Consider the following 13,604-nt stretch of genomic DNA (forward strand, 5'->3'; position numbering starts at 1 on the left):
TGTTCTGCTGGCAATACGTACGGTACAAGCAAACCATGATGTAACGAAAGACTTTCTATTAAAAAGGCATCTGATCCTTCCTCCTGCAGATGGAGGGGATCAGATGCCTTTTTGTCCTATTCTATTCTTTTAAAGGAAGCTGCAGAATGTAGCTGTTGGATAAGTTCATCAGCTCTAGTGCATTATAGAATTCTTCCTCGGTTGCTTGTGACTTACTGCCGGTCGTTCCCTTCAGCTTGTGATGCCAGCCGTCCTCAAACCCGCTTCCGGAGATGAAGACTTCACTATTGTTGACAAAGGAACCCGTTGGCAGGTAATAACGCTGCGGCAGCAGATTGTAATCTTTATTCACGAATAGATCCTGACCAAAGTGCAGATGTTCATCTAAGGAGATGCCGAGAAGACCAGCCAGTGTAGGCATAATGTCTGCCTGGCCGCCAACCTGCTTCTGTTCTCCAGCTGGCATATCATCTGAAGAAGTAATGATGAACGGAATATTGATCATGTCGGGATAGTCGTATGGATGTCCGAGCAGCTCCTCCAGCAATACCAAATCTTCCTCTTTAAGCGATGTGGTAGGGAGTCCCAAATGATCTCCGTATAACAGGACGATACTATTATCCCAGACTCCACGATTCTTCAAATCCTCGATAAATTTACCAAGTTCACGATCCGCATAGTTCTGAGAACGAATATAGTCACCAACCAGCGTATCGTCATAACGTTCAGGCAGGGTGATGCCGACTTTCTCCTCAGGCAAAGTAAATGGGTGATGAGCCGTCATCGAGATGACGTGCGCATAAAACGGGTTATCCGCCTGATCCATTTTCTCGAGCTCTTCCGCTGTTTTGCGATATAGAACATCGTCGGATGCCCCGAAATATACCGTATCTTCTTCTCCGAAGAAGGATTTATCATAGTAGCGGTCAAATCCGAGAGAGCTGTACAGCTCACCGCGGTTCCAGAACTCGACCACATTCGTATGGAATGTCGTCGTCGTATATCCGTGCTCTTTGAGCAGTCTCGGAAGACTCGGTAATTCTTGATCGACATACCGTTGTACAGCCGCTCCATCAGGAGGGATGTAATAGGAAGTATTGACGACAAATTCGGCATCCGATGTGTTGCCTTGACCGACTTGCTGATAGAAATTCGGGAAGTACGTATTGCTTTTGACCAATCCATTCAGGTTAGGTGTAATTTCAGTGCCGCCGATATGAAGATTAATGAGGAAATCCTGAAACGATTCCAGCTGAATGATAATGACGTTCTTGTCCTTGGCCATGCCTTCTAGACTAGATGGTGCAGCAGCCCCGTCAATTCCTTTTAATTCATTAATTCTCTCTTGGGTGATACGGGAGACAGGCTCCAGTTCAGGTTCTTCCTGATCAAGGAGAGTGTAGGCTTCGTAATTGAATATGCCCATGTTCTCTGCCTTGACAACCTCATTAAATCCTCCCCGATTGACATAAATATTGAGGGAAGAAATGATGAGCGAAATACAGAATAACGAAGCAATCAGCTTCTTGTTCACAGGTCTAAGGATCGCCTGCTTCCAATCCACAGCGGCCTTGCTGCGAATGAGCAGAATACCGAACACAATGATATCCGTGAAGATCAGCAGGTATTGTGGATCAATAAGAGAGAATACGCTATTGCTGACAGCGGTAACCTGATTGACCTGTTCAAGTGCTTTATACGTAGCGATCACACCATAGTATTTGTAATAAATAATGACGGCAAAAAAGATCGCGGTAAGCAGCAGGTTGAAAATCGTGTATACCATCAATTTTCGCTTGGTGGCAAACCATTCAATTAAACAGAAGATGATAAGTACAAAGGGAAGCTCCTTCAGCATGGTAGTCCAGGAAGGCCCATTCTCAAATACACCGAACCAAGCAATATAGCTCTTGAGCAGCATAATAAGAGAGAAGAACAGAAGTGAGCGTGAACAGACCAATCGGATCACGGCGGCTGTTCGCTGATAAATTGAGGATTTCTCCTCAAGCGGATCATGTGCAGAGGGCTCCTTAAGAGCCTGTGCTTCTTCGACAGGTGGTTTCATGAATATGACCTTGCCAAGGCGCATCAAAAACGGATGGCAAGTGTTTCCCCTCCCCATTACATTCTATGAATCTATTAAAATCGGACAAAGATAAGACAGTAATGCAATTATAGTACAGCTGATTCTTTTTTATCAAATCTGACATTTTTCCAGAGATGGAATGCTATTAAATGCTTGACATAACACATTAGTTACTTCCAGGTAACTACACCACTTCAAAGTGCGTACTTCCTAAATCGTAATCAACGATTATAAGATAGGGTTTGTAATCAATAATAAGGAGAGATGTTCGATATGAAATTACAGCTGGCACTTGATTTGGTAGATATTCCTCAGGCGATTGAAGTCGTTAGAGAAGTGGAGCCTTATATTGATATTGTAGAAATCGGCACACCTGTTGTCATCAATGAAGGTCTTCGCGCCGTTAAAGAAATGAAGGCGGCATACCCTAACCTGGATGTACTTGCAGATCTCAAAATTATGGATGCAGGCGGATATGAAATCATGAAGGCATCCGAAGCAGGCGCTGACATTATAACTGTCTTGGGTGCAACAGATGATATGACGATTAAAGGTGCAGTAGAGGAAGCGAAGAAGCAAGGAAAACAAATCTTAGTTGATATGATCAACGTTAAGGATATCGAAACACGTGCCAAAGAAATCGATGAGCTCGGTGTAGATTATATCTGCGTGCATACAGGATATGACCTCCAGGCTGTAGGCAAGAACTCCTTCGAGGATCTTCAAACGATCAAAAAAGCAGTGACTCGTGCTAAAACAGCGGTTGCCGGCGGAATCAAGCTGGAAAGCCTGCCAGAAGTCATTGCAGCAGGTCCCGACCTTGTAATCGTGGGCGGCGGCATTACAGGTCAGGAAGATAAAAAAGCAGTTGCAGCTGAAATGCAGCAGTTGATCAAGCAAGGATAGGCGCAAATGACAACAAGTACACAGCGAATCCTTAATGAGCTGAAGCAAGTCATTTCTCTTCTGGATGTTACAGAAATGGAACAAGCTGTAGCTCTGATTCTGCAGTCGAAACGCGTCTTCGTTGCAGGAGCAGGACGTTCTGGCCTGATGGGCAGAGCCTTTGCCATGCGGTTAGCTCATCTTGGGATTACAGCTTATGTGGTTGGAGAAACTACGACTCCAAGTATAGATCAGAATGACCTGCTCGTATTATGCACAGGCTCAGGGGAAACGAGAAGTCTTGCAGCTATGGGCGAGAAGGCGAAGCTGCTCGGTTCATCACTGCTTGTGCTTACAACGAATCCGAATTCAACCTGCGGTGAGCTTGCAGATGGAGTTATTCATATTCAAGCCAAGGCGAAGGAAGAACAAGGAAATGCCGAATCATTACAGCCGATGGGCTCACTCTTTGAGCAATCCTTACTGATCAGTCTGGATGGGATGATTCTTACACTGATGAATCGGCTGGACATGAGCGCCGAGCAAATGTTTCATCGGCATGCGAATCTAGAATAGCGCCTTATGCACCTCTTTTGCTGAGTAATGTAAGGTTGTAGTACAATGCTTAGGAAGGGGGTATGCACGTGGCATCGGAAGTAAAAGAGAGAATTAATCTAAAGGAAATTAATTGTGAGAAGGAACTGACGCTCGCAGTCATAGGGGGCAAGTGGAAGCTTATTATCCTCTGGCATCTAGGGCTTGAAGGAACGAAGCGATTCAGTGAGCTGAAGAAGCTGATTCCGCATATCACGCAGAAGATGTTGACCAACCAGCTCCGTGAGCTGGAAGAGGATCTGCTGATACACCGTAAGGTGTACGCAGAGGTTCCCCCACGTGTAGAATATACGCTCACAGATCACGGTCAGAGTCTAATGCCTGTCCTGCGATTGATGTATGATTGGGGCAAGCATTATGGGGAAACCGTGATCTGGAAGGACGGCAAACCGGAATAATGGTTTATAAATTACTGTATTCTAACGGGTAAGCATCTAGCTGTTTAAGTAAACTTAATTGAACGATAGTTTATTAATAGGATGGATTCTCTCAATTTTGCTATTGAGAGAATCCATTTTTTATAGCAAAAACTGAAGAAAATACAGGTTATTATATGATACAATGTCATTTATTGGTGCCATACAATGGTCAATAAATAGGCTGAGGAGAGGTGTATTTAATTGATGTCCAAAATTTTAACTCGCCAAGAAGTAGAACTTGAAGCAACATGGAATTTGAAAGATATCTTTGAGACGAAGGAAGCTTGGGAGAAGGAACTAAACGATGTCCAGCAAGACATTGCCTCTGTCACACAATACGAAGGAAGATTGAAAGAAGGCCCGGATGTGCTTCTTGCCTGCCTGATCGCACAAGAGGAACTCCAGGGTAGAATGAGCAGAGTTGGTGCTTATGCCCAGCTGGATTTGGCAGGAGACAGCATTAATCCCGATAATCAGATCAGCGCAGCTAGAGCCCGGGATGCTGCTTCGTCAATGAGCTCAGCGCTATCCTTTGTTAAGTCCGAAATTCTGTCTCTTCCAGATGGAATCATCGGGGAATACATAGAGAAACAACCTGAACTGAAAGATTTTGAACGCAGTCTGGGGCTGCTTCTGAAGACCAAGCCGCATCGACTCAGTGCAGAAACAGAAAAAGTGCTTACCTCATTTGGAGAAGTATTGGGAGCGCCTTATCGCATATATGAACGAAGCAAATTGGCGGATATGACTTTCCGTACAGCAGAAGACGGACGAGGAGAGGAAGTACCGGTATCATTTGCCCTGTATGAGAATAAGTATGTAGAATCCGCAGACACGGATTTGCGCCGTAATGCATTTCGTGCATTCAGTGAAACGCTCCACAAATACCGTAACACCTTCGCTGAGGCATATGGTACAGAAGTGAAGCGTCAGGTAATTGAATCACGTCTGCGCGGGTATGATTCAGTTACCGAGATGCTATTAACGCCCCAGCAAGTGACAACGGAGATGTATCACAACATTCTTGATATCTTGCAGGAAGAGCTTGCCCCTCATATGCGAAGATACGCCGCGCTTAAGAAAAAGGTGCTGAATTTAGATGAGATGACGTTTGCTGATCTGAAAGCTCCGCTCGATCCTGATTTCAGTCCAGGTATTACTTTTCAGGAAGCCGGGGATCTCATTAAGGAAGCCTTGTCTATTCTAGGGCCTGAGTACGGAGAGATCGTAGCGGATGCATTCGCAAACCGATGGGTGGATTATGCAGACAATGCAGGAAAACGAACGGGTGCCTTCTGTATGTCGATCCCCGGTGTGCATTCCTATATCTTGATCAGCTGGGCAGATAATATGCGAGGTGCATTTACGCTTGCTCATGAAGTAGGGCATGCGGGACACCTGATGCTCGCGAACAAGTATCAGCGTCCGACCAACTCCAGGCCTTCACTTTATTTCATCGAAGCGCCTTCGACTATGAACGAGCTGCTCCTGGCAGATCACTTGCTGCAGCGTTCTCAAGATCCAAGAATGCGCCGCTGGGTTATATCACAGCTGCTAGGCACTTATTTCCATAACTTTGTAACGCATCTGCTCGAAGGAGAGCTCCAGCGCCAGGTTTATGACCTCGCGATGAGTAATGTACCGCTGACGGCTGTTAAGCTGTGCGAGCTCAAAGGAAATATTCTGTCCAGCTTCTGGGGAGAAGGGGTTGTCATTGATGATCATGCAAAATTGACTTGGATGCGCCAGCCGCATTACTACATGAGCTTGTACCCTTATACCTATGCTGCAGGCTTAACGGCTTCAACGGCTGTAGCCCAGTTGATCCGTGAAGAAGGACAGCCGGCTGTTGATCGCTGGTTAGAGGTTCTCAAAGCAGGTGGTTCCATGAGCCCGCTGGAGCTGATGAAGCTGGCAGGAGTTGATATGACGCGTCCCGATCCGATTCGAAGTGCGGCAGCGTACGTCGGCTCACTGATCGATGAATTAGAGAGCCTGTATTAATCATAGAGAGAGGTCGTCGAGAAGGTGTTTAGTTCTAGACAGATTATAAATGTAGAGCCAGTCCATATGAGGACATTATTTAATGAGTTTCCAGATATACATGGTGATGGATTCTCCGGTGGTTTCCTGGGTGGAGCGCCGCCATTGTTCTCTATTTTCTTCACAGTGATTGTATTAGTCATTGGAGGGACCATACTATATGCGATCATTAACGGAATCCGTGTGTGGAGTAAGAATAACGCCGCAGAGCGAATGACAGAAGAAGCACGGGTGCTGGCGAGAAGAACGTATGTGAGCGGAGGATCAGGCGATTCAAGCGCAAGAACGAGTTATTATATAACCTTTGAGCATGCAGATGGACAGCGTACTGAGCTGCAGCTGAGGGCTGAGGATTACGGATTGATTGTCGAGGGTGACCGCGGCATATTGAGCTACCAAGGAACCAGATTTCTTGGATTTGAGAGACTCCGTCCCACAAGCTCAGAGCAGATCTAATAGAAGTCGAAGAGGAAGCAGCCCGTTAAGGGAAGCTCCTCTTTTTTTCTATATTTTTTTGCCTAAATTGCTGTCAAAAATCATGTGCGAGACTTATTTGACGATCAAAGTACAGCCTCGTGTGGCTCTGCTCCGATCCAGTCAAACATGCGTGCTATGGCAGCCTGATGCAGCTCCTGAGGAAAATGATGACCAAGTCCTTCATATCGATGAAAATCCACATCATCTCGTGAATGGTTTAATCGTTCGAACATTTTTTCTCCCTGACTAAAAGAGACCTGTACGTCATCTGTTCCATGCACGATCAGAATCGGACAAGGGATCTGTTCCGCGATTGCGAGAGGAGAGCGCTCCAGGTAAGCATCGGGATTCTTCCAGGGAGGACCTCCAATGACCCGTTTGAATGTTCGTCTGAGGTCAACTCGATCCTCATAGGTCTGCGTCATGTCAGATACTCCGCTCCACAAGACAAGCTTATGTATACTCGGCATCTCTACAGCAGTATAGGCTGCATTAATCGCCCCTCTAGAGAAGCCCATAATACTGATCTGTTCGGGATCAACGAAGGGGAGCTCAGACAATAGCCGCACTGCAGCGTATACATCATGTTTATCCTCTCCGCCAAATAAATCCCGGCCCTCACCGCCTTCTGTCCCACGATAAGAAGGAGCAAATACGATGTGATCGTGCTTCGAGAATTCCTCAACCCAATGGGTTCTCACCTTGCCGAAGTTGCCGATTCCGCCGCGGCAATAGATAAATACCGGCCACTTTTTTGATGTAAGCTCTGTATTGGTTTCTTGATGCAAGGTACTCGTCAATTGAATGGCAGGCTGCTCATTCGAACTAAATCTGCCGTGCAGCAAATCTCTTGCCGCTGATTCCGATAACTGATATCCCAAGGGCAGGCTGAGATATCCTTTGACCTGAAGTCCCTGGGACGGATATGTAACATGATAGATCATCGCTTGTCTCATCACCTTTGGTCTAGTTGTTTAGCTTGTATATTATACCCTTGTTCTCATGGTGATTAAACGAAAGAACGATGATCTCTTCAGCGATTTTTCAAAAAAGACAGCAGGGTAGATAGAAATCTTTCCTTTTCGTCATATATAAGATGATGTCCGCTTTGCTCAAATCGGTAGATCAGTGAGCCCGGAATTTCCTGCTGGATGGCTACGGCCGCTGTGAAGGGAACGATTTGATCATGAATACCGTGGAATATGCCTGTAGGCACCTCGATATATGTCATATCCTCTAATAAATCTTCATCTCGGAGTGCGACTGCGGTTTGAATAAGTGCGTACGACGCGCTCTCCATACAATTGTGCAAAAACCAATTCCGATACTCTGGACTGACATAACGATGAAATAGTGTTCCTGAGAAATCAGTGATCGCTTGCGGCAGATCTTGATGGAGCTGATCAATCAGCTGATCAAGCATTGGAAGCGGAATGCCGTAGGTTGATGACTCTTCTCTTTTGGCAAAGGCAGGGGCCGCTGCGGACACCAGTATAAGCTTATCAATTTTTGAGCCATGATGATATTTGGACATATATCGAATCGCGATCGAACCACCCAGTGAGTATCCGACGAGGGTTACATTCTTCAGATCCAGCATATCAATAACGACGGACAGGTCTTCTGCCATTCGATCATAATGATAACCATGCCAAGGCTTATCGGATTTGCCAAAACCTCTAAAATCGAGGCCGATACAGCGGAACCGGTGATGAGGGAGGATCTGATAAGCATAGTCAAAGACACGATGATTGCCCGGCCACCCGTGCAGGAACATGAGGGTATGTCCATTTCCGCCATCCTGTGGACGCAGGTCTTCAACATACAGATTTACACCGGATTCCACTTCAATGAACATGCTGTACTCACTCCTTCTAATCAAAATAGTAAACTCAGCTTACTCTATTCCTAATTTATGCGCAGTGTAAATGGACAATGCGGGAGAGTTGCAGCTGGTACCTTCTTTATCGTGTATGTCGGATGTTCGTGCGATACATGTGCTCCGATAAAAAAATAGATTTATTCTTCGAAACAAACATAAAATATGTTGTTTTTATTTGTTTGTATAATAAATTTTCTTAAAAATAATCATATTCAAACCAAAATAAAAGTGATATACTCCAATTAAGCGTTTACAACAGTACAAAAACAACATTTTGGGAGGATCGATCATGGTTCAGAATCTGTGGGATGAATCCAATGCAGGACAATTAAAGGAAGGGCTCGAAAGGTTAGTTTATCGTTCGAATCTGATTGGTTCGGATCGGAGGGTGTGCAACTGGGGAGGCGGCAACACTTCCAGCAAGACGGTTATCCAAGATTTTCGTGGCAGAGATGTTGAGGTTATGTATGTTAAGGGCAGCGGATCGGATCTGGCAACGATGAAGGCGGGTCATTTCACCGGTCTTCGGCTCGACGATATTAGACCGCTGATGGAGAGAGAGGAAATGACGGACGAGGATATGGTTGCTTATCTGGCCAACTGTATGATTGATGCGAAGCATCCGCGTGCCTCCATTGAAACGCTGCTGCATGCCTTTATACCACATCCTCATGTTGATCATACACACCCGGATTCCATCATCAGCATCTGCTGTGCGGATAACGGCCGTGAAATAGCGAAGGAAATCTTCGGAGACCGGTTTGTATGGGTTTCCTATGTTCGTCCAGGATTTACGTTATCCAAGATGATTGTTGAAGGCGTCATTAATAACCCGCAGGCTGAACTTGTTCTTATGGAGAAGCATGGACTGGTTACATGGGGAAGCACTTCAGAGGAAGCTTATGCGAAGACCATCAGCGTCATTAATGAAGCAGAGAGCTATATTGAGTCCAAAATAGATGAGACTAGTCTGTTCGGAGGAGCCCAACATGACGCACTGCCTCAACAGGTCAGAAAGGATATTGCAGCACAGATGATGCCGCTCATTCGCGGAGCTGTCAGCGACGAGAAGAAGATGATCTTGACCTATGACGATGCAGAAGATGTGCTGCAGTTCGTAAATGGCAGAGATTCTGCCGAGCTGTCTCAGATTGGTGCCGCCTGTCCGGATCATTTAGTACATACCAAGGTTGTTCCCCTCTTCGTGAACTGGACTCCAGATGAAGGGGATGTTGAAGGACTTAAGGAGCTGTTAGGCTCAGCCATCAAGGATTATAAAGCGTATTATGAACAGTACTTCGAACGTAATAAGCATGAAGGGGACATCATGTTCGAAGCCGCGCCGCGGGTCATTCTTATTCCTGGTATCGGAATGATTAACACAGGAAAGAGCTGGACTAATTCCAAAGTAAGCGGTGCCCTGTATCATCGTGCGATAGCTGTTATGAGAGTAGCTACTACGCTAGGCCAGTTCGTGTCGCTTAGTGAGAACGAATCCTACAATGTGGAATACTGGCCGCTGGAGCTGTACAAATTGTCGCTTGCGCCGGCAGAGACCGAGTTCTCTAGGAAAGTAGCTCTTATTACAGGTGGAGCTGGAGGCATCGGCAGTGAAACCGCAAGACTGCTTGTATCTGAAGGTGCCCACGTTGTACTTGCCGATCTGAATTTGGAAGGTGCTCAGAAGGTAGCTGACGAACTAAACAGCCAGTACGGCGAACAGCGGGCAATTCCAGTTCAGATGGATGTAACCAGTGAAGAGCAGATTCAGAGAGCATATGCTGAAACTGCACTGACCTACGGCGGAGTTGATATTATTGTGAATAATGCCGGTCTGGCCACGTCCAGTCCATTTGATGAAACATCTCTTAAGGAATGGAACCTCAATATCAATGTGCTCGGAACAGGATATTTTCTGGTCGCACGCGAAGCCTTTAAGCTAATGAAGGAACAGGGCATTGGAGGAAGCATGGTGTTTATCGGCTCCAAAAATTCCATCTATGCCGGTAAGAATGTCACGGCCTACAGCTCAGCCAAAGCACTTGAAGCTCATCTCGCCCGCTGCATCGCAGCCGAAGGCGGAGAATATGGTATTCGTGTCAATACGATTTTGCCGGATGCCATTCTGCAGGGGTCTGCAATCTGGAATTCCAACTGGCGCAATGAGCGAGCGGCGGCTTATGGTATTGAGCCAGATCAGCTGGAGGAGCATTATCGCAAGCGTACCACACTGCTCGTCAACATTTACCCTAGGGATATAGCCGAAGGTGTTGCTTTCTTTGCCTCATCGAAGGCCGAGAAAACAACAGGCTGCATGCTCACCATTGACGGTGGAGTCCCGGCTGCATTTACACGTTAAATCTTCAGTTTGATGTTCGATACACCGCGCACCTCGGAGGAGGCAAAATATACGGTTTGAACTAACTCATACTTCTTCCGAGTGCGCGATACATTTTCTTTTATCACATATGATCAAAGGAGAGGTCCTGATGACGGATAAAGCTTATGCATTGTTTGAGGAGCAGCAAACGGCAAGGGGAATTGATGTAGAGGCAGTCAAGCGCAAAATCAAGCAGTTCAAGATTGAAACACCATCTTGGGGTTATGGTGATTCGGGAACACGCTTCAAAGTATTTCAGAAGGAAGGTGTGCCGAGAGATCCATTCGAGAAAATGGAGGATGCGGCGATTGTTCATCGCCTGACTGGCCTTGCTCCAACCGTAGCCATTCATATTCCTTGGGATAAGGTGGGGGATTACGGCAAGCTTCGTTCCCATGCGGAGAGCCTGGGACTTCAGATCGGAGCAGTGAACCCGAATCTTTTTCAAGAAGACGACTATATGCTCGGAAGTGTAACGAACAGTGATGCGGCTGTGCGCCGTAAGGCAACGGACCATCTTCTTGAATGCGTTGACATTGCGAAGGAAACAGGCTCTCGTGATCTTAGCCTTTGGTTTGCAGATGGGACCAACTATCCGGGGCAGGGTGACATCCGGCAGCGAAAAAACTGGATGCAGGAAGCTTTATCCGAAATGTATAAAGCGCTTACGAAGGATATGCGGATGCTGATCGAATATAAATGCTTCGAGCCTGGATTCTATCATACGGATCTGGCGGACTGGGGCATGGCATACAATATGGCCTTGAAGCTGGGGGATCAGGCACAGGTGCTCGTTGACACAGGTCATCATCTGCCCGGAGCGAATATTGAACACATTGTCGCCTATCTCATAGATGAGAAGCGATTAGGCGGATTCCATTTCAACAGCCGTAAATATGCGGACGATGACTTAATCGTGGGAACTGTCAATCCTTATGAGCTGTTCCTTATCTTCTATCAAATTCTGAACGGGGCTGCGGATTCAGAAGAAGGCATCAGACGAGGAGTAGGCTCCATTGCATACATGCTGGATCAATCCCATAACATTGAGCAGAAAATACCGGCGATGATTCGTTCGGTGCTGAATGTTCAGTCTGCCTATGCCAAAGCACTTCTCATCGATCATAGAGAGGTGGCGGCAGCACAAGAGAAGAATGATGTACTGGCAGCTGAACATGCGATTCGCAAGGCATCTGAATTTGATGTGACCCCGCTGCTGCATGCGGTAAGAGAGGAAGAAGGCTTACCGATTGATCCGATGGAGGCTTATTTGACAAGCAGCTATCCGGAGGAAATTAAGGCACGGGGTAAGGGAGGGGCGAGTTGGTGAACATTCTCGCCTATGATTTAGGAGCTTCAAGCGGTCGAGCAGTCCTTGGACTGCTGAGTGACTCTCGTATCCATATCAAGGAGATCCACCGCTTCTCTAATGATCCGGTTATGGCAGGAGAGCACTTGCACTGGGATATACTTAGGCTTCTTCATGAGCTTAAGCAGGGTATGCTCAAAGTGAAGCTGCAGGGGGAGAAGATTACCAGCATAGGCATTGATTCTTGGGCGGTCGATTACGGACTCCTCAATCAGAACGGGGAACTGCTCGGAAATCCGTATCATTACCGCGACAAACGGACGGATGGTGTAATGGAGGAAGTGACCGCCAAGATTCCTGCAGAGCACATTTTTCGAAAGACAGGAATTCAATTCTTGCCCTTTAATACGATATATCAGCTTGCCGCTCTTAAGCGGCAGAACTCCTATATGCTGAAGGAAGCCGCCCACTTTCTGATGATTCCGGATCTGCTGCGGTTTTTCCTGACGGGAGAGAAATTCAACGAATTTACAAATGCCACAACAACCCAGCTGTTTAACCCTCGAACAGGGGACTGGGATACGGAGCTGCTATACCGGATTGGTGTACCGGAAGAATGGTTCGGTAAGGTGCTGACTCCGGGATCGGATGCAGGTGAGCTGAGACCTTCCATAATGCAGGAGCTGGGTATCCCTAGTGTTCGCTTTGTAGCAGTAGCTGAGCATGATACCGGTTCTGCAGTGGCTGCCGTGCCGGCAACAACACGATCATTCGCATATCTTAGCTGCGGAACCTGGTCACTGATGGGAACAGAGGTGGAAGCCCCTGTCATTAATGAAACCTCTCAGCAGCTGAATTTCACGAATGAGGGCGGAGCTAATCATACTTATCGTTTACTCAAAAATATTATGGGACTCTGGATCTTTCAGGAGACGCTGCGAGAATTTAAACGTGCGGGTAAAGCGTACAGCTATGATGAAATCTTAACACTTGCTCAAGAAGCTAAGCCTTTCCAACATTTTATAGATCCGGACGATCCGTCATTCTTGCCAGCAGGCACTATGACGGACCGCTTGGAAGACTACCTGATCAGAACCGGTCAAGGGTTACCGCAATCTGACGGGGAGATCGTTCGATGTATTCTTGAGAGCCTCGCCTTGAAATATAGGCATGTGCTTGATATGACAGAGCAGGTATCCGGACAGCAATTTGATGGTCTTCATATGGTGGGCGGAGGCATCAATAATAAGCTGCTGTGTGCTTGGACTGCAAGCGCGATTGGTAAACCCGTCTATGCAGGTCCTGTAGAGGCAAGTGCAATTGGTAATCTGGTTGTGCAGTGGATGAACCAGGGCATATTCAAGAGTGCGGCGGAGGCGCGGGCCGTTATACGCGATTCTTTTCCTGTCCTTACCTATGAGCCGGAGCATGCGGAAGCCTGGAGAGAGGCGTACAGCAGTTTTGCCAAATATACAGGTCTCGCTGCCTATGCTTAATCTGGGAGGAAG

At 46.7% G+C, this 13,604-nt stretch carries 11 protein-coding genes; 8 read left to right on the forward strand and 3 right to left on the reverse strand.

What is annotated here, in order from left to right; translation table 11 throughout:
- Positions 1–121 precede the first annotated feature (121 nt).
- Positions 122–1,921 (reverse strand): LTA synthase family protein, encoded by a 1,800-nt coding sequence (locus PUW25_RS10535; RefSeq protein WP_238546274.1) that lies wholly within the window; start codon positions 1,919–1,921, stop codon positions 122–124.
- Positions 1,922–2,359: 438 nt separating this feature from the next.
- Between PUW25_RS10535 and hxlA the strand changes: the two genes are divergently transcribed.
- From hxlA to PUW25_RS10560, 5 genes are all read left to right on the forward strand, one after another.
- A complete protein-coding gene (gene hxlA, locus PUW25_RS10540; protein ID WP_047909555.1) occupies positions 2,360–2,992 on the forward strand; it encodes a 3-hexulose-6-phosphate synthase in 633 nt (210 codons plus the stop codon).
- Positions 2,993–2,998: 6 nt separating this feature from the next.
- The gene (gene hxlB / locus PUW25_RS10545; RefSeq protein WP_047909554.1) at positions 2,999–3,547 is read left to right on the forward strand and encodes a 6-phospho-3-hexuloisomerase; all 549 of its coding nucleotides are present in this window, start codon (positions 2,999–3,001) and stop codon (positions 3,545–3,547) included.
- 68 nt (positions 3,548–3,615) lie between these two features.
- Entirely contained in the window at positions 3,616–3,984 is a 369-nt protein-coding gene (locus PUW25_RS10550) for a winged helix-turn-helix transcriptional regulator (protein WP_047909553.1), read from the forward strand.
- A 225-nt stretch (positions 3,985–4,209) separates the two neighbouring features.
- Positions 4,210–6,009 (forward strand): oligoendopeptidase F, encoded by a 1,800-nt coding sequence (pepF, locus tag PUW25_RS10555; protein ID WP_047909552.1) that lies wholly within the window; start codon positions 4,210–4,212, stop codon positions 6,007–6,009.
- Positions 6,010–6,075: 66 nt separating this feature from the next.
- Positions 6,076–6,504: a DUF2500 domain-containing protein gene (locus tag PUW25_RS10560; RefSeq protein WP_081872126.1), complete on the forward strand. Its 429-nt coding sequence runs from the start codon at positions 6,076–6,078 to the stop codon at positions 6,502–6,504.
- A 104-nt stretch (positions 6,505–6,608) separates the two neighbouring features.
- On the opposite strand, the gene PUW25_RS10565 is transcribed toward PUW25_RS10560, so the two are convergent.
- Positions 6,609–7,469: an alpha/beta hydrolase family protein gene (locus tag PUW25_RS10565; RefSeq protein WP_047909551.1), complete on the reverse strand. Its 861-nt coding sequence runs from the start codon at positions 7,467–7,469 to the stop codon at positions 6,609–6,611.
- An 89-nt stretch (positions 7,470–7,558) separates the two neighbouring features.
- A complete protein-coding gene (locus PUW25_RS10570; protein WP_047909550.1) occupies positions 7,559–8,383 on the reverse strand; it encodes an alpha/beta fold hydrolase in 825 nt (274 codons plus the stop codon).
- A 313-nt stretch (positions 8,384–8,696) separates the two neighbouring features.
- Here PUW25_RS10570 and PUW25_RS10575 point away from each other — a divergent pair, with 313 nt between their 5' ends.
- The 3 genes from PUW25_RS10575 to PUW25_RS10585 all read left to right on the forward strand — a co-directional run bounded on the left by PUW25_RS10575 (position 8,697) and on the right by PUW25_RS10585 (position 13,592).
- Positions 8,697–10,766 carry a bifunctional aldolase/short-chain dehydrogenase gene (locus PUW25_RS10575; RefSeq protein WP_274336985.1) on the forward strand — a complete coding sequence of 690 codons (2,070 nt, stop codon included), beginning with the start codon at positions 8,697–8,699 and terminating at the stop codon, positions 10,764–10,766.
- Positions 10,767–10,896: 130 nt separating this feature from the next.
- Positions 10,897–12,117, forward strand: coding sequence for an L-rhamnose isomerase (gene rhaI / locus PUW25_RS10580; RefSeq protein ID WP_047909548.1), 1,221 nt, complete (start codon positions 10,897–10,899; stop codon positions 12,115–12,117).
- Complete coding sequence (locus PUW25_RS10585; RefSeq protein WP_047909547.1) at positions 12,114–13,592, forward strand: rhamnulokinase; 1,479 nt, start codon at positions 12,114–12,116, stop codon at positions 13,590–13,592. Before rhaI ends, PUW25_RS10585 begins: the two co-directional genes overlap by 4 nt.
- Positions 13,593–13,604 lie beyond the last annotated feature (12 nt).

The sequence above is a fragment of the Paenibacillus urinalis genome (assembly GCF_028747985.1).
Lineage (GTDB): Bacteria > Bacillota > Bacilli > Paenibacillales > Paenibacillaceae > Paenibacillus > Paenibacillus urinalis.

Excerpts from the sequence above, each read along its gene's own strand:
- hxlA (WP_047909555.1), top strand. The coding sequence starts at position 2,360 with ATGAAATTACAGCTGGCACTTGATTTGGTAGATATTCCTCAGGCGATT.
- rhaI (WP_047909548.1), top strand. The coding sequence starts at position 10,897 with ATGACGGATAAAGCTTATGCATTGTTTGAGGAGCAGCAAACGGCAAGG.
- PUW25_RS10565 (WP_047909551.1), bottom strand. The coding sequence starts at position 7,469 with ATGATCTATCATGTTACATATCCGTCCCAGGGACTTCAGGTCAAAGGA.
- PUW25_RS10570 (WP_047909550.1), bottom strand. The coding sequence starts at position 8,383 with ATGTTCATTGAAGTGGAATCCGGTGTAAATCTGTATGTTGAAGACCTG.
- hxlB (WP_047909554.1), top strand. The coding sequence starts at position 2,999 with ATGACAACAAGTACACAGCGAATCCTTAATGAGCTGAAGCAAGTCATT.
- PUW25_RS10535 (WP_238546274.1), bottom strand. The coding sequence starts at position 1,921 with ATGCTGCTCAAGAGCTATATTGCTTGGTTCGGTGTATTTGAGAATGGG.
- pepF (WP_047909552.1), top strand. The coding sequence starts at position 4,210 with ATGTCCAAAATTTTAACTCGCCAAGAAGTAGAACTTGAAGCAACATGG.
- PUW25_RS10560 (WP_081872126.1), top strand. The coding sequence starts at position 6,076 with ATGAGGACATTATTTAATGAGTTTCCAGATATACATGGTGATGGATTC.
- PUW25_RS10575 (WP_274336985.1), top strand. The coding sequence starts at position 8,697 with ATGGTTCAGAATCTGTGGGATGAATCCAATGCAGGACAATTAAAGGAA.